Raw genomic sequence first — 15788 nt, forward strand, 5'->3', positions numbered from 1 at the left:
TCACCTTCTACGCGAAACGGCAAGGCTTTTACTCTGCTGCCTTGACAGTCGACTATTAGGATCGCCTTGCTCGCGTGCAATAATCTTTGGCGTTTGCTGCGCAACCTCCCGCTTCACTTGCTGGCGAATTTCAAACTGCAACTGCCCAGCTGACATCCGCTCTTCAACTTCAATCCCTGGCGCGTAATTATTAAAAACAATAGGCGGCATAGTTGCCACTTGTTGAGCAGCTGACTGCGGCAACGAGGGTCGGCCAGCCATGCCACCCAACGAATGTCCCGGCCCGCTCAACGCTCGGCGAAGACGATTAAATCCGGACTCTCCACCAAGTGCTCGAACTTCATCTTGATTTAAGACCCCCTCGCCTTTGTGCACAAAACCAGCGAAGTCGTATCTCCCCCCATCCCCTGTGTAGCCACCAGATGACAAAGAGAGCAACGGTCCAAATACGGCACCGCTACCCCCTCCCAAGCCACCGCCCATATTGAATCCAGAGCTGACATTAAGTCCCCCTCCAAGACCCATCGCAAAGCCCGCCACGGTATTCGTCAGCAAACCACCCAGCATTCCGGCCAAGGGGCCAGTAATACCTTGCTGAACAACGATCCTAGCCATATCAGAAATAATGCTGTCGGCTAGGCTCTTGAAATCCAGCTTCCCTGTTCGAACGAACTGAACCAACGCCCCCTCCATGCCGGAGAAGACGCTAGAAACCATGTTTCCAACAGAGTCAAAGAGGTTCGCAGCCTGATCCGCATAGTTCTGCAGTGCGCTACTGGCGCCTAACGTCCAATCCCCCTGCAGCTTCTTCAACTGAGCATAGTGATCGCGCACCATGATCAGCTCTTCATGCAGCGAGTCTTGAATCGCCTTCAGCTCATCTTGGCTTAAGCCATGTGGGGAATTTTGCCGATCACGAATGATCTGCCGGTATCGCTCCTCTACAGAAGAAAGCGCCTCGATAACGCCGTTTGCCCAGTCGCCCTTCCCAAAGGCGTCAAGCTCACGCATGAACTCACGCTGCGTGACGCTCTGCTCTTCTCGAAGCGTTTTTAGCGTTTTCTCCAGATCGATTTCACGCTGCTTGTTATCGAGAGCCTTCGCTAGCCTCTTGGCCTCTTCCTCCGAAGGCCCCTTACGAAACCTCACCGCCCCCGAAGAAATGTTTGCCAGCAGTTTTTCGTACTCAGTCTCTTTCCCTAACAGCGCCAGGCGTTCCTTCATTTGCTTCAGCAGGCGCTCGCCTTCGTCCTGCTTCTTAGAGCCAGCTCCTTTTTTCGTCGGCTTGGTGTTTGCGGCAATATTGTCTTGAACGGTTTTAATCCGTTTCAGCACTTCCTCTTGTGCTTTCAGTCCTGCCAATTCACCCGCTGTATCGGCACCCTGATTAGCGACTGCCTCTGAAACTCCAAGCGCAATCAACGCCTTGTACTCTGCTGCTCGCGCAATGTTTACGCGCAACTGAACTTCTTGAGCAGCCAGTTCTGAAAGTAGACTACGAGCCCCCTGAACAGCTTTCGCGTCTTGGTCTGCAGTCGCCTTTTCGAGCTTTTTGGCGGCCTCTGCCATCCCGGCCACGACGCCTGCTAGAGCAGCTTGCTCGTCTGAGGCACCGCGTAGCTTTGCACGGTACTCCTCAGCTTGTTTGGCACTCATCCCGATAACATCAAGCGCTTCCGTAAGTCCCGTGATGAGTTTGCCGAAGTCGGCATCAGTCAGACCTTGAAGTGTGTCGCCAAGGTTCCCTATACCTGAGTCAGCTAGAATTCCCCGGATACGTTCCAGCTTCCGGTTAAGATCCTCGACAGACTCTGCCCCCTCAGAAAGCCCCTGGGTCATCTCCCTCAGCTTAAGGACCACTGCATCAGGCACCACGCCGCGGAGTTTCTCCAACTCCTTTGCCAATCGCTCTGACTTCTCGGTTGCTCCATCGGCGGAGCTCACAATCTCATTGAAAGCAGCGGCAAACCGTTCGATGGGCTCACTAGCGCCCACCATCCCACCCTGGTAAACCAAACCGGTAAGCTCAGACCGAATAGAGGCCATCGCATCCTTAACGATTGCCTCCTGCTCCCGCAGCTCCGTGGCTATGGATAGCTCCATCCCTCGCTGCTGAGTCTTGCTCAACTTAGCGAAGTCCTCCTCCAATTCTTTCAGAGGACGCTTGGCAGCATTGATTGACCTAATCGAACTCTCGGTTGCTTTGCCCCAATTCACCCATGCAATTGCGCCGGCACTAAGTGCCAAAGTAACCAAGCCAGCAGGGCCACCCACCAATGCCATCGCAGCGCTGGCTGTGCGAGCCGCAGTAGCCATGGCACCATAACCAATTACAGCGGCGCGACTGGACCCCGAAATAGCCGCGGATAGAGCCAGTGCTGCACGGGTCTGAGCCGTAGCCGCCCCAGCAGTTGCCCACAGAGCCTTAGCCGCCTCGTACTGCGCCCCCACAAACCGTGCACCGTGAACCGCGGCCACCAGACCAACAGCCGTGGCCAACAAATCAAAGTTCTGAGCTAGGAAATCAATACCAGCGGCGAGTGTCGCCGTGACACCGATTACCTCGTTATTTTTGCCAAGAAACTCCGTTGCGACACCAATCAGACGCCCAACCGCATCCCGTACGGTCGTTGGCATTAACTCAACTTGCTTGATGACCTCGGCATTTCCTTCGACAAGCGCCTTTGCTAGGTCTTTGGCGGTCAGCTTCCCCTCTGCCCCAAGGCGACGAATCTCAGCTGCGCTGCGCCCCATGGACTGCGCCAGCAGATCCACAATCGAAGGCATCGTGCTCAGAATCGTGCCCCAGCCATTAGCGTCCAGCTTGCCCTTCTGCATCGCGGTAGAAAGCGCACCAATGGCGGACTTGCCTTTCTCAGCACTGGCCGCGTTCGTCACCAACAGGCCAGAAAATGTATCGATTGCATCAATCGATTGATCAAGCGACAGTCCCAGCTCCCGCAAGGGAGGAGACATATTGATAAAACCCTCACGGGTTTCAGTGAGCGAGCGGTACGTGACAGCAGCAGACTTTGCCAGCCGCTCTTGGGCGTGACCAAACTCTTCAGCACTGCGTGTGGCCATCTCCACTCGGCTCGCGTACTGCCCCCATTCGTCAGCTGTATCAATCAGCTTCATGATTGAGAAGCCAGCCGCCACACCTTTGACTAGGCCCCGCACTTCCTCCAGGGCGCTGACGGCCCCTTTTGTCGAAGAGGCGTAGTCACGGTTGGCCGCTTTGGCCTTACCCATAGCCTCCTCTACAACAGCACCAAAATTTCTGGCAGCCATAGAGGCAGCAGAAAAAGCCTGTTGCAGCAGGGAGGCGTTGCCCTTAAGCGTTACGCCAATAACTCGATCTGTCATACCCGCTACTCATAAAAAACAGATAGGGCCGCTCGTTCCATATCCTTGAGATACCGAAACACTCGGGCACGCTTGCGCCTGGGAAACCCCAAAAGACGTAAAGTCGATTCAATTTCTGTGGAAGGCAGACCGAAGTAGAGAAGATCCCCCATCGGGGGAGCGACTACGGTCCAACAGCTAGACAAGTGAAGGAAAGCCTCAACAACCGCTTCGTTTTCAGGCCAAACTTCATAGTCGGTGCGCTCTTCTTGCTGAACGCGTTGAATCACTGCATCAGGCGCACCGGCTGCTTTGAGTGCCTCAAGCACCAGGGCATCAGGCTCAAAGTCATCTGACTTCGAGCGCCAGCCTTTTGCCCAGTGACGAGCGGCCTCGATTAGTTTTTTGCGCGGGCCCCAATGTGTGCACTAAAAAAGCCATCAAACAACGGCTGATGAAATTCGGGATACTCCGTGAGCAGATCGGCTAAAGCCTCGTGCGAGAACGCCAGGTCTTTGCCGTCCTCGCCTTTGACGCCGACCCAGCCACATACATGAGCCTTAAAGAAGTCTTCATCGTTGGCATACGGCCACTCTTTCGGCTTACCACCTTCTTCAGCGATAGGCCCCAGACCGGCATTTTTTCGTGCCAAGTTACGGGCAGCAGCAATAAGATCTTGCAGCTCTGGCCGTTTCGAGCGCTTGTACTGGGCGATAAATTCCAGTTTTTGCGTTTTACCTTTCTCGTCGTAGACAGAGATGGACACGGGGTAGCCCACCACAGGGCGCTGGGCGATTTTGAAACTCATGATGACCTCGGAATGAAAGTGGGTTTACGAGACGACGATCTTGATATCGTCGTTGCCCTGCCCAGGCTGCATGCTCATGTTCATACCGAGCATGGCCACGTTGTCGGCTTCGGAGTATGAAGGTTCACTCAGTTGCGCACCAGGTGCGCTGAGGGTGACGATGTTGCCTGGCTGCGTGCCATGTGTGATCGAAAGCGGCTGCAGGACGGCGTTTCGTACCATTTCAGGCCAGTTCAGGTCTGCAATCTTGGGCAGTTCCATCGAGATTTGACCGGTGGGCTGACGGTCGGTAATTTCTGCGCCTTCGCAGCTAATCAAGGAGCGCCAAACCAGCGAGTTGGCCAAATCCAGACTTAAGGATTGCAAGCAACCGCTGTAGCCGCCCAGGCTCCATAGCGGTGTGTTCTTTTTGTTCACACCCAGCGGTGTCTGGAACGCACTGAAGTCCACATCAGCGGGCGCGGCTTGGTCGGTAATCGGGTGGTACACGCCCATAAATCGGAAGCGCATGAACGGAATGCCTTTGGCACTGATATCAAAGGACACTGTGCCCCGCGCATCCGTAATCTTGTGGAACAAGCCATCAAGGTAGTAGTGCAACGTCAGCATCTCGAAATCGTCAGATACTGGCGTATAAACTACTTCAGTATCTTCTACGACCTCGGCAAAACCGCAGCCTCGCAGCAGGCCGCCCCATGCAGGGGCCTTGCCTGGCGTACCCGAACCGGCCAGCTCCACTTCGCCCTCGATCTGCGTATACACCGTAGTCACGATTTGACCAGCATTGCCCATATAGGGACGCAGCAAGGCACGTTCTACAGTCTCCGTACTCAGCGGTGTGGCCGTAAGATTGCGCAGCAGAATCGAATCGGTTGCGCCGGTCGGTACTGCCTCTGTACCTGCTGCAGTCTGCAGCTTGGCCATCAACAGTGTTTTCTTGGCAGACTTAGCCATGAACTACCCCTTTTGAATTGGCGTCAGTACGCAGTCTTTACACGTTTCCGTGTACTGGACCCGTTTCAGACTACCTGTTTGTTTGTTGCGAACGTAGCTACCACCACGGCCAGGATTCTGGGCCGCTGCCACAGGCGCGACCGCAGGCACCGAGTCTGGCGGCAACACTTCAGCCTCCCGCTCATCCACGGGACTTGTTTCTTTCATGATTGCTCCTACTCGCCAAGAGAGTCGTCAGCGGTTTGGTAATAGAACAGGTAGCGCTTTGTGATCACCTGCCGCTCCAGATCGCCATTGGCGTAGCGTGGCTCATCTGTGCGCAACTCTTGGACCTGCACAAGGCCTGGACCAGAGAAATTCATCACAATGGGATGGGCTGCCGCAAAGATCGACTCCGACAACTCCAGCCCGTTATCACCTGCTGTATGCACCTGAACGTGCAACTCACGAATCCGGTTTACTCTGGGCGTCGCTCCCTCGGTCACCGTTTCCGCGCCAAGCTGGACAGTAATGACCCTATTCCGGATAAATGTGTGGGCACGTACAGGCGAGTCCTCCACTTCAGCAGGGAACCCAGGCGCGGCACGCAGCGCGGCTCGCACGCCTTCGACATACAACTGAACCCGTGTTTTCACTTGATGATCCCCAACTCTGCTCTGGTCCAGTAGCCGTCGCCTTGAACCAACGGCTCTTGTTTCACGCGGAAATCCTGAAACTGCCCCTTGGAGACTTCCACCCGCAGCACATCGTCATATTCAAGCGGAGGTTGTAAGTCCGATGTCGTGAGCTCAATGGAGTACTCGGTGGTGTGAACATCGCCATCAAGAACAATCTGCTGTGGGCGATCAAAACGAGCTTGGAACGGCTTACTTGCAGGCTGCCCATCGACCAGGCGAACAACGGTTTGACGCATACCCGCCTGGTCGAAAGCCCGATCAAAGACCGAGTTATCCCACATATCAGACTCGTTTCAGCTTGATAATGGCCTTGGGTCGCGTCGGGATATGCAGTGGGTTGGATTGGCTTTCAATCCCCAAGCCTTTACCGAAATCTAACGGTTCCACACGGCTGTAATACGGCAAGCCATCGGTATTCACAGTTTCCATGTAGTCGGCTGGTGCAAAGCGCGTGATAAAGAAGTCGGGTACGCCTTCGGGGAATGCGTAGGCCTCATCATCATCCACAAAGGGTTTGCCAGCCACACGACCGCGATAGCGCTCGAATGTAATACCGCCGAGCTCAAAACTGTCAGGCGCTTTGCCGCGAAGCTCAGCCGCCTGTTGCGTGTTCAGGAAGGTCTCACGCACGCTCTTATGCTCAATCAGCGAGTTCCAGAAGTTTTTACCACACAACGCCCGAGCGCCCTGCATTGGAGCAGCCCCCAAAACTTCTTCAATTTTGTCCAATACCTCAGAGCATTTAGTGCGGACAATGGTGCCAGCGGTGCCGAGTTCCATGCTGTATTCAATCTGAGTGATGCCAAAGATATCGTAGATATCCAACAGCACCGTCTTGCCATCAGCGTCGAGAATCGTTCCCTTGATAGCACCCACACGATGGTGCTCATGGGTCAGATCCAGCTGAATGCGGTGTTTCGCCAAGTATTTCTGCACCCGCGCTTCTGCCGATTCAAGTTCGGACTGGGAGCCAAACGCACGAATACCCTGGATCTCGTCGGCAATCATGGTCGAGCGCTGAGGTAAGTGGATCGTATTGAATGGGATCAGGCGACGCTTTGCCAAAGTCACCGCCGCGCCATCACTACCGCGAGGTTTAGCCGCAACTAAACCAATGGTCTGACCGTCATACTCGATTTGCGCGACGGTCGTCGGGATGCCCTCTTCCGCGAACAATCCCAGGGCGCCAATGCGGCCAGGGACATGCTGAGTTTCGTTGATTGCAGCAGTCAGGCTATAGACGGAAAACGCCTCATCCTGAAAAATATTGATATTTGCCATTGCGGCTCCTAAAAATAAAAAAGACCGCTAGGCGGCCTGGAGTTTGTTTGCGATAAGTCGAAGTTAAATGCGAACGATCACGCCGACATCTTTCAAGTTCGCGGAAGCGTCAGCATCCAGACCAAAAAGCAGCTCACCAGCCACCTCAGCATCGCGCCGAATTACCACCACAGCCTGGGGTTCATCGGATGCGGGCACATTGGCATACAGCACCCCAACCGCTTCGACGGGGGAGTCCGGCTCGTCCCCCTTACCCGCAAATGGCACGTAACGGCCATCAGCATTCAAAGCCAAGACCTGACCCGCATAGATGGCGGTTGCGGTAGGTGCCATTTCTCCGGTCTCGCGAGAGCGGGAACCATTGGCTTCTGACAGCAAGAAATCTGCCGTACGGGGTTTCTGTTCAATAAAAGGCATGTGATTACTCCTGGTTATGCGGAGAGGGCTTTACGCTTGGCGTAGATCGCCTGAGGATTCGGCCCGCTCCGCTCCGGGGCCGATGAACTATTGGAAGGGTGGTCGCGCTGCAAGTTGCTGAGCTCAATCGAGTCAGCCGCAGTCACTACATGTTCAAAAAGTCGAGCACGTACCTGCTCAACCGACAGGCCAGCCGCTACAAACTCTGCTGCCTTGTCCTGAAGCTTGACCGATGCGCACAGGACAGCGATCTGTTCTGCGGTTTCTAGGCGAGCGGTCGCCGCATCCGCGCCCCCCAGCCCACCCGATAGCAAAACAGCTTCAGCCAATTGAGGGATGCCTCGCTCACGACTTTGCGCGTAGATCTTGGCGGCAAGAGTTGCTGCATCCTGAGAGGCTGGAGGGGTTAGTTCTGGTTCTGGTTCTGGGCCTAGGTCTGGGTCTGGGTCATCATTAGCCGCCGCCAAAAGCTGAGTTCTTAGCGCAGCAGGAACATCTCTCATGCGATCCAAGGCGTCTTCAATGTTCGCGGATGCAACCAGCCTTACAGGCTCTTCAATAGCCGTGCAAAACCCAAGTGCCTGCGCATCTAGAGCGGTCATCCAGGTTGTTGCATCCATCATTTCAACGACACTTTCTTCTGACTGACCGCTTCGGCGATATGCGGACACAATGCCTTCCCGAACCTTATCCATCATCTCTGCCGTATCGCGCAGCTCATCTGCGGTACCTGCCGCAATCGTCCAGGCGTTATGCACCATTAACGTGGCGTTCTCAGGCATGATGCGCTCGTCGCCCGCCATGAATATCAATGACGCCGCCGAAGCGGCTACGCCATCTACTCGGGTTTCCACCGGCAGCTCATGGCGCATTAGCTCGTTAAAGATTGCATTTGCAGCAAACACATCACCACCGAGACTATTAATCGGCACAACAATTTTGCTTGCGCCGACAACAGCAGCGGCCAGTTCTTCGCAGAACTGATTTGCGGTTTTCCCCCAAGGACCAATCTCATCGTAGATGCGCACCTGAGCGACTTTCTTCTGACCCGCTTCCTTTGATTTGATTGAGTACCATTTTTTAGCCATATCGGCTCCTAAAAGTTAAGTCAGGCCCCAGAGGGGTCATCATCACGTTCACTTGGGTCGCCAAGCTCTGCGCCTTTGTTTCGTGCATGACGGGAATCGCTGTCTAGGCTCAGGTTGTCGGAGTCGGCTTGATCGTTGTCAGCACGAATTTGGGCCGCTACCTCTTCCGGATCTTCCCCTTGCGAGAGGATGATTGTGGACCGCGAAGTAAAGCCCGCCCGCACCGCATCGGTGTTCGCCTTTACGTCCTGTACTGGATTGAAGTAGGCCCACCCTTGAGGAACCCAAAGCACCCGGCGAAACAACCGACGCTCCAAGTACTTCATCGGCATAATCCCGGACAGCGCGATAGCGTTAATCCAGGCGTTCCAGATTGGTCGACACCATTGATGGATGAATATCCCCCACTGATACTGTTCAACCTGGCGGTGAAACTCGTTAACCACGACGCGCAAAGTCCGATCGCTTACATTGCGTAAATCCCCAGTCGTTTCATAGGGCATGCCGACAGAGGCAAAAGCGGCCATAAGCTGTTGCCGCATGAACTCCGCGTAGTTGTCAGGCGCCCCAGGTGGTGATGCAAACTTAATATCCGTCCCATGGGGTAATGAGGTGACAGACCCCGGCTCCATACCAATCAGCGCCACACCGTCAGAGTCGGCTTCAATACTAGGGTCGCCAAAGCTACTTGGATCTGGCCCCTCACTCTCATCGTCTTTTGTTACGACGTAACCAGCAAAAAGATTCGACACCTCCTGCCGGAATGCGACAGCATCATCGAAGTTATCTAAGGTTTTAAGTCGCAGAAGGACGGTAGCGAGCTCAGATACCCCACGGACTTGCCCTGGTCGAAGCACTGGAAAGGCGTGAACAACCATATCGGCAGGCACAGGGCGTAGAGTTCTGCTCTTAAACCCTCCTGGCTCTGCGGGGTGCCGGTCCCACAAGTGATAGTTGACACACCGACCGATGCGGTCAAACTCCACGCCATTCACAATTTCATGGCCATTTGCCAGACTCCTTGTTTCCTCGACTGGCAGGAAGTCACCTTCAAACTGCTGAATCTGCATAGGTACTACGAGATCATCCTCGGGCCTACGCATACGAATCCGCGCCAAGGCCTCGCCATCAATAAACAAACACCTGGCTGCTAAGGCCTGTTGTCCATAAAATCCAAGCCGCCCATCAGCATCGGACTCCCCGACCCAATCTGACCAGAGCTCTTTAAGCGCCTTGCGCACCCCCGAATCAGGGTGCCGAGGATATGGTTGAATTCCCGTCCCAATGACATTAGAAACCCAACGTGCCGCCGCTGTTTTGGCCCAAGGATCATTACGTACGGCATCCCGAGCTCGTCTGCGAATAGTTCCAAGATTGCCCGTAGCAGCACTATTGGGGCCAGCCGCCGAGGGATTCCAGCTTTTAGAGCGGCTCCCCGTGGCACTTCCTCCCTCATAGGCGGAGGATGAGGCAGCATTTAAACGGGTAGGCAACACGAAACCGGCCTGTTGCAATGTTTGATACCGCATCAGACCCCCTTTCCTTTATTCCGAATGCGGAATACCCAAGGCTTGCGTCTGCCGCTCTCAGCATTGAGCTCAGCGACAATGTGCTGTTTTGCCCGAATCAGATCATTGACCGAGGGATATTGAACCTCCTTATCCCCATAGCGAACTTTCAGCACACCGCTGGCAATCGCTTTGTTCACTGCCTCCAAATCTTCACGCGTGTACGCCATCAGCGTCTGCTCCGTAAGTAACTTGATGACCCCGTTCTCACCGCAGCCCGCCTGACACCAGTGGCCGGTTGTGTTCGTGGTTTAGAAACAGAAACGCCCGCAGTTGCGGGCGTTTTCTGTGGAGTTTCGGTGGGGCCTGGATCGTCGCCAGGCTCGTCAACGCCGAGCTTCTCAGCGAAGTTCGCCCACCATTTGTCTGTCTTTCTGGCCAATTCAAGGTGGGCCTCAAGCCAAAGCGCATAGACACAGCAGTCGAGAACTTCGTTTCGCTTACGAATTGGCGTCCATACTGAACGTGAGCCGAATGCGGTGCGACGCACCGCTCGAACTTCAGCGGCAAACTGCCTGAACCACTCTTGCGACATATCTGCCGCTAAGTGAACATAGCCTCGACCCGGTTCTTCAACCTGCAGTCGCCCAAACAAAAGATCCTTGGCCATATTGGTGCCGACGTACCAAAGCCGCACACCTTTCTTGACACGCTTCCCGCGCCAGTCGATGTCCACTTGTGTGACACCATCCTTGATATGCTTCTCACCCGTCGGCCGCCCCCGGATCGCATATACCCGGCGTGCACGATTCTTCCGAGCATATTCATAGACAGCATGAGAGTGGTGGCCGCCCGTATCGATGGCGGTAGCGTAGATTGGCATCTGTTGCCCGCCCTCATGCAAATATCGGCGTTCAAACAGCAGCTCATCCAGCCTGGTCCACACTTCGTCCTCAGACGGGTTCCCAAATAGGATTTGGTGGTCTACGACCCACATTTCCCCGCCCTTACCTACTCCCCATACCCCAACCTCAATACGGTTGCCCTGTATGTCAGCCCCCGCCAGCAACAGCATGCATCGCTTGGGGACCAACCCATCATCAAGGCCAGGAGAGCGGTAGCCTTCAACTTCAGCTCGGCGCTGCAGCTCATCGGACTCCATGCGTTCAATTTCACCCTCCCAGGTGCGACCGAGTGTAGTGTTCCAGAAGGTACGCAGCTCCTCATCCTCACCAGTGGATGCTTTTTCGTGGGCCTCCAGAAACTCCTTAACGATCTTGGACCATGAAACCAACGGGCTATATGCGGTCCAAACGTGGAAAGCAACACGCAGATGCGGCTGGATTAAATTACCTTCTGAGTCGCGGAACACGCCATCTTGATCAATGGTCGTCCCATCATTCCCAACCCAGATACCGCGCTCTGCAGCAGCTAAATACTCACCTTGAGTCGCCAAGGCACCGCAATGCGGGCAAAGATGGCGCACCGTTTCAGGATCACCATCAACCCACTTGAAGCCATGGGGCTCACCCTTCCCGCCCCACTCCAAGTCATGGAGCTCGTCACAATGGGCACAAGGGATATGGTAGGTATAGCGAGCGTCTGCCCCCTCTGCCCGCTTTTCCATTAAGCACAGGCCTTTGATCTTCGGTGTGGAACCGACGACCAACTTGGGGAATGTCGCCCCCTCCAAACGCTTCAGTGCGAGCTTGCCGGGATCACCTTCCCCATCAATATTGCTATCGAACGAACTGAACTCGTCCAGATATCCAACACTGACCGACAAGCGACGATAGTTGTCTGCTGACTTCCCTCCACGCAGGTGAAGCATGCTGCCAATGAACTTCTTTACCAGCAGCGTATTGTCTTTGTGCCTGGCCTCCCGCATTGGGAATATAGGATGAAGCACAGAAACGTCACGAATCATCGTGTCCAGCTCAGTTTTTACAAACTCATCCCGCGCTGAATCGGTAGGCTGCCACAGCACCTGGTTGCGTCGTCTATGCTCCGCAAAGTACCCAACGGCCGCCAGCAGGATCTTGGTATAGCCAACCCGAGCCGATTTGATGACATCCACCTCATGAACATCATCGCTTCCAATACAGGCCAAAACAGCACGTTGAAATGGCCATGACTCCCAGCGCTGTTCCACATATGAGGACTCTGCAGACAGATAAAAGTGACTTTCAGCCCATTCCCGCAAAGAAATAGGCTCTTGTGCGGCGAAGCCAGCCAGGCCACGGCGCAAAGCGCGTGCAATCGCTGCTCGATTCTGCGTGACCAGCATTATTTCGCCTCATTTTCGTCTGCCTCGACATCCTCCAGGTTCAGATTTGCAACCGCGTTGCGGGCCTTCGCAATTTCTCGCCTGACAAAACCGATGTCAGAATCCGTCAGTGACGGTATGCGGCGTTTTAAAGATGCCGGTATCGTGTCGAGCTGTGCTGCGATCTTGCCGCCTGCCCGCACAAGCACTTCCTCCAGCACAGCAACAGGAGCAAGCTCCCCCTTTTTGACGTTGTTTTCCATTTCAATCTTGTCTGCCTGGGCGGCAGCCAATCTCGCCTTCTCAGAGACCAGATCAATTGAGTCGTCAGACTGACGGGTGCGACCAGCCGCTATCTCACGCAAATGCCCGCAGTACGACAAGAGCCAGTTTCCGGCGTTGTCGCCCACCGTTAAGACTCCTTGAGCAAGCAAGCCACTAACAGCAGGCTGAGTAATGCCCACAACTTGAGCAAACCTGGCCTGGGTGATTTTCTTATCTAGATCAATCATCGTGCGGTGGCCATGGCCTGCTCAAAAGCTTGGGTGAACTCATCCTCAAACCGCTTTCCATAAACCTCATCAGCGGTCTCATAAAAGGGTAGACGCTTCGTATAGCTCACGTTATCGACGTGTAGCAGCACCGGTGCCACGTCTGCCCCATGTGTACCAGTCTTACGCCATACGCCCGCTGGTAAATGCTGCGTCCGGTTCCCTGATACCGTGCCCTTTCCTCTGGAAATGAAGTACATGACTCCATTGATGCGACGGTAGCCAGCTTCACTGCGCCGTACCTTCGCGGTACGTGCACGACTCTTATCTGTCGCATTCGCCCGATATCCCTGCTCCCCAAAGGCCTGCAAATAGGACAGCAGCTTGACGATTTGACCGCGTGACATATTCCCGTAGGCGTCTTGATCAGCACCACCAGCAGGAACGTAGTAACCGCTCGGGCCTATCCGGCCCAGGGCATTTTCGAATCGCTTCTGGCGACGCTTGCCGCCATCGACCTGGGGACGCAGATATTTACTTGCCGCAGTCCCCTTACCTGCAAAGTCCTTATAAGCAACAGACGCTGTCAGGTTCTGTTTTGTAGCCCGCTGCAGCCGCAGCGAGCGCAATGTATACGGCGTTGGGCGGTCAAACACTTGCCCCATCTGCTCAACAAGTGCTTTTTGAATTGCTGATGCCGTCTTATTAAGTGCCAGCGACGTTGCGTAGGGCACTTGGCGTTCGCCACGGCTGAGCCACCGAGCGCCCTCTTTCGCGGTGCTGGTGTATTCAAGCATGGGACACCCCAAAAAATATAACCCCCCTCGAAAAATATAACCCCCCCCTCTTTTAAGGAAGGCCATTTTTTCTAAGGAAGGCGCATGTACATTGGCGTTGGAGGGGAAAAAATATAACCCCCTATTGAAAAAACTCGTGAACAGCGAGAGTCCGGGGTTCGAATCCCCCTTACTGGGTCTAATCCCCCAGGGGCCCCCGGTCTTCTACCGATGGTGACACGTGAGCCAAGTCAAAAACAGTCTCAACACTCAATTTTGTGTATAACTCACAACCATAGAGAACAACCAAGTCAACTAGACAGCCTGGATGGATAACACAGGAATTAACGACTCACTCCGCATTTACCGCGATACAGATTGCCACACATCTATCAGACCCAGATTTTCAGGGGCGGTATGGGCTAAAGTCGTAGTCGATCCTGCAGTTCTGGACGAGTCTAACGAGCAAATCAACATTAACCTGCCACAGCGGATTGCTAAGCGAATTGACAATCAAGCTAGTGCTGCTGGGGAAACACGCAGCGGACAAATCGCCGCTCTTTCACTAAATCAAGGAACTCGCGCAATGCGAACAAAAATTTCATACAAAACTACAAGCGGTGAAGAAAAATCATTCATCCACGACAAGCAAATTTTCCATAAAGTTTCTGCTCGAATCGCACTTGCAGAATTTCTTAATCTTAAACATCTCAATATAGAGAATGGTGCAAGCACAGAACTCACCAAGTCTAAGCTTGAGAAAGCTGGTATTGACCCAGACTCTGTAGAGATAATCGGATATGAGCATGTTTAACTACCGATCTTGCTGTTTTCTGCATGTCATACATCGGCTTTGAGTTACCTTGGCGGCTTTTGCCCGTGGGACGGTGAACTTACGCAGCATCCTAAGCCCTAGCATTTCATGCCCCTAACCAAAAAGCCCCACCGTTTCCGGCAGGGCTTGGTTCCTCAATCCTTCAGGCTGAACAATATCCAGCCTACGGGATTTATTCTGATTGAGTATAGACACTTCGTCAATGTGTCTAGACAAAGTAATATTAACAAAACCCCACTCTTATAAATAATCTGCCAAAACCAGTCGTCCTTGCGCTTCCAGGCCGAGCCATTAACATACAAAGCCAAGCTAAGAACGACAAGACATAAAAAAATATGATATTGCCCCTACTATATGAATTTCTAAACTAGGATTTTCTATGAAAAAAAAATCAAAGAAAAAAACCAGATGTAGCTGTTCAGGCTTCAAGAACGACAAAATTACTTGGTGGGCGACACTTACTGCCTGTATTGCTATCTTATTGTTCTTATTGCTTTACCTGAATAACTTTTTATCTTTAAATCTCTCCAGTGACTCTAAGCACTGGGCTGATTTTGGTAGCTATTTCGGAGGAGCCGCTGGACCTTTCGTCGGGTTCGCAACGATCATGTTGTTGGTTGCTACGCTTCGTCAACAACGCGCAGCCTTGAAAGAACAACAAAAGATGCTGACAAAAACCGCTGAGAATGTGGACAAGCAAAACAAAATTTTGTTCAACCAATCTTTTGAGCAATCATTTTTTGGTTGGCTCAGAGACTACAAGGACCAAATCCGCTACTTAACATTTACATCTTATGCCAATACTGTTCCTTCATGCCCCACCGAAGAGCCTCAAGCAGACCTATCCGGCATGAAAGCTTTAAAAGGAATGGCCGAGTTCTTGATGAGTGAGCCTATATACGACAGCAACTCCGTGAACGCCTCAATAGAAGAACTCTTAATTCACAATCTAAAACAATCCTGGAGTGCGATCCAAGAAACGTCAGGGGATTCAGTAAGAACAGCAATTCGCAGCTTGTATGGAATCATAAAATGGATAGACAGCCATGATGAGTTCACCTCCAGCGAGAAACGCCACTATACAGGCATCATCCGCGCTCAATTAACTGACTCCGAGCTCATTCTTCTGTTCATGAACGGGTTAACAGAAACAGGGTCTAAATTTGTTCCTTACATCAACAAGTATGCTCTTTTTGATAACTTGCAGCCTTTACTGTATCCCTTAATAAAAAAAATACAGTGCACACCTAACGTGACGCCATACAAACCATCCGCTTTCGACACTGACATTGCTCGCCAAGTGCATGACCAAACCAGCCAAAAAGGCACTAGTAAGGCTTGA

At 53.3% G+C, this 15788-nt stretch carries 17 protein-coding genes; 2 read left to right on the plus strand and 15 right to left on the minus strand.

What is annotated here, in order from left to right; translation table 11 throughout:
• From CPY64_RS09645 to CPY64_RS09715, 15 genes are all read right to left on the minus strand, one after another.
• On the minus strand, positions 1-3366 hold the full coding sequence (locus tag CPY64_RS09645) for a phage tail tape measure protein (RefSeq protein ID WP_042481272.1): 3366 nt from the start codon (positions 3364-3366) through the stop codon (positions 1-3).
• Between the two features lie 5 nt (positions 3367-3371).
• Complete coding sequence (locus tag CPY64_RS19325; RefSeq protein WP_042481274.1) at positions 3372-3674, minus strand: DUF1799 domain-containing protein; 303 nt, start codon at positions 3672-3674, stop codon at positions 3372-3374.
• 68 nt (positions 3675-3742) lie between these two features.
• A complete protein-coding gene (locus CPY64_RS09655; RefSeq protein ID WP_042481278.1) occupies positions 3743-4153 on the minus strand; it encodes a phage tail assembly chaperone in 411 nt (136 codons plus the stop codon).
• Positions 4154-4177: 24 nt separating this feature from the next.
• A complete protein-coding gene (locus CPY64_RS09660; RefSeq protein WP_042481282.1) occupies positions 4178-5107 on the minus strand; it encodes a phage tail tube protein in 930 nt (309 codons plus the stop codon).
• Between the two features lie 3 nt (positions 5108-5110).
• Positions 5111-5314, minus strand: a complete 204-nt coding sequence (locus CPY64_RS09665) for a hypothetical protein (protein ID WP_042481284.1) — start codon at positions 5312-5314, stop codon at positions 5111-5113.
• Positions 5315-5322: 8 nt separating this feature from the next.
• Complete coding sequence (locus CPY64_RS09670) at positions 5323-5742, minus strand: hypothetical protein (RefSeq protein WP_042481285.1); 420 nt, start codon at positions 5740-5742, stop codon at positions 5323-5325.
• Entirely contained in the window at positions 5739-6065 is a 327-nt protein-coding gene (locus tag CPY64_RS09675) for a head-tail joining protein (RefSeq protein WP_042481286.1), read from the minus strand. Before CPY64_RS09675 ends, CPY64_RS09670 begins: the two co-directional genes overlap by 4 nt.
• A 1-nt stretch (position 6066) precedes the next feature.
• Positions 6067-7065, minus strand: a complete 999-nt coding sequence (locus CPY64_RS09680) for a major capsid protein (RefSeq protein WP_042481287.1) — start codon at positions 7063-7065, stop codon at positions 6067-6069.
• Positions 7066-7128: 63 nt separating this feature from the next.
• Entirely contained in the window at positions 7129-7482 is a 354-nt protein-coding gene (locus CPY64_RS09685) for a head decoration protein (protein ID WP_035267797.1), read from the minus strand.
• A gap of 14 nt (positions 7483-7496) precedes the next feature.
• On the minus strand, positions 7497-8570 hold the full coding sequence (locus CPY64_RS09690; RefSeq protein ID WP_042481290.1) for a head maturation protease, ClpP-related: 1074 nt from the start codon (positions 8568-8570) through the stop codon (positions 7497-7499).
• A 20-nt stretch (positions 8571-8590) separates the two neighbouring features.
• Positions 8591-10099 (minus strand): phage portal protein, encoded by a 1509-nt coding sequence (locus CPY64_RS09695; RefSeq protein WP_052362872.1) that lies wholly within the window; start codon positions 10097-10099, stop codon positions 8591-8593.
• Positions 10099-10308 (minus strand): phage head-tail joining protein, encoded by a 210-nt coding sequence (locus CPY64_RS09700; protein WP_009459028.1) that lies wholly within the window; start codon positions 10306-10308, stop codon positions 10099-10101. Before CPY64_RS09700 ends, CPY64_RS09695 begins: the two co-directional genes overlap by 1 nt.
• Positions 10308-12365: a phage terminase large subunit family protein gene (locus tag CPY64_RS09705; protein ID WP_042481297.1), complete on the minus strand. Its 2058-nt coding sequence runs from the start codon at positions 12363-12365 to the stop codon at positions 10308-10310. The genes CPY64_RS09700 and CPY64_RS09705 overlap by 1 nt, the downstream gene beginning before the upstream one ends.
• Positions 12365-12856, minus strand: coding sequence for a terminase small subunit (locus CPY64_RS09710; RefSeq protein ID WP_042481300.1), 492 nt, complete (start codon positions 12854-12856; stop codon positions 12365-12367). Before CPY64_RS09710 ends, CPY64_RS09705 begins: the two co-directional genes overlap by 1 nt.
• Entirely contained in the window at positions 12853-13632 is a 780-nt protein-coding gene (locus CPY64_RS09715; RefSeq protein ID WP_035267815.1) for a hypothetical protein, read from the minus strand. The genes CPY64_RS09710 and CPY64_RS09715 overlap by 4 nt, the downstream gene beginning before the upstream one ends.
• Positions 13633-13939: 307 nt before the next feature.
• Here CPY64_RS09715 and CPY64_RS09720 point away from each other — a divergent pair, with 307 nt between their 5' ends.
• Together CPY64_RS09720 and CPY64_RS09725 are read left to right on the plus strand one after the other, a co-directional pair.
• The gene (locus CPY64_RS09720) at positions 13940-14425 is read left to right on the plus strand and encodes a type II toxin-antitoxin system HicB family antitoxin (protein ID WP_080723693.1); all 486 of its coding nucleotides are present in this window, start codon (positions 13940-13942) and stop codon (positions 14423-14425) included.
• 400 nt (positions 14426-14825) lie between these two features.
• Entirely contained in the window at positions 14826-15788 is a 963-nt protein-coding gene (locus tag CPY64_RS09725) for a putative phage abortive infection protein (protein ID WP_042481307.1), read from the plus strand.

Origin of the sequence: Alcaligenes faecalis, assembly GCF_002443155.1 — a bacterium.
Taxonomy (GTDB): domain Bacteria; phylum Pseudomonadota; class Gammaproteobacteria; order Burkholderiales; family Burkholderiaceae_B; genus Alcaligenes; species Alcaligenes faecalis.

Coding starts and splice junctions, on each gene's coding strand:
- CPY64_RS09680 (WP_042481287.1), bottom strand. CDS start 7,065: ATGGCAAATATCAATATTTTTCAGGATGAGGCGTTTTCCGTCTATAGC.
- CPY64_RS09645 (WP_042481272.1), bottom strand. CDS start 3,366: ATGACAGATCGAGTTATTGGCGTAACGCTTAAGGGCAACGCCTCCCTG.
- CPY64_RS09675 (WP_042481286.1), bottom strand. CDS start 6,065: ATGTGGGATAACTCGGTCTTTGATCGGGCTTTCGACCAGGCGGGTATG.
- CPY64_RS09710 (WP_042481300.1), bottom strand. CDS start 12,856: ATGATTGATCTAGATAAGAAAATCACCCAGGCCAGGTTTGCTCAAGTT.
- CPY64_RS09725 (WP_042481307.1), top strand. CDS start 14,826: ATGAAAAAAAAATCAAAGAAAAAAACCAGATGTAGCTGTTCAGGCTTC.
- CPY64_RS09690 (WP_042481290.1), bottom strand. CDS start 8,570: ATGGCTAAAAAATGGTACTCAATCAAATCAAAGGAAGCGGGTCAGAAG.
- CPY64_RS09665 (WP_042481284.1), bottom strand. CDS start 5,314: ATGAAAGAAACAAGTCCCGTGGATGAGCGGGAGGCTGAAGTGTTGCCG.
- CPY64_RS09700 (WP_009459028.1), bottom strand. CDS start 10,308: ATGGCGTACACGCGTGAAGATTTGGAGGCAGTGAACAAAGCGATTGCC.
- CPY64_RS09715 (WP_035267815.1), bottom strand. CDS start 13,632: ATGCTTGAATACACCAGCACCGCGAAAGAGGGCGCTCGGTGGCTCAGC.
- CPY64_RS09685 (WP_035267797.1), bottom strand. CDS start 7,482: ATGCCTTTTATTGAACAGAAACCCCGTACGGCAGATTTCTTGCTGTCA.
- CPY64_RS09655 (WP_042481278.1), bottom strand. CDS start 4,153: ATGAGTTTCAAAATCGCCCAGCGCCCTGTGGTGGGCTACCCCGTGTCC.
- CPY64_RS09720 (WP_080723693.1), top strand. CDS start 13,940: ATGGATAACACAGGAATTAACGACTCACTCCGCATTTACCGCGATACA.
- CPY64_RS09695 (WP_052362872.1), bottom strand. CDS start 10,099: ATGCGGTATCAAACATTGCAACAGGCCGGTTTCGTGTTGCCTACCCGT.
- CPY64_RS09705 (WP_042481297.1), bottom strand. CDS start 12,365: ATGCTGGTCACGCAGAATCGAGCAGCGATTGCACGCGCTTTGCGCCGT.
- CPY64_RS09660 (WP_042481282.1), bottom strand. CDS start 5,107: ATGGCTAAGTCTGCCAAGAAAACACTGTTGATGGCCAAGCTGCAGACT.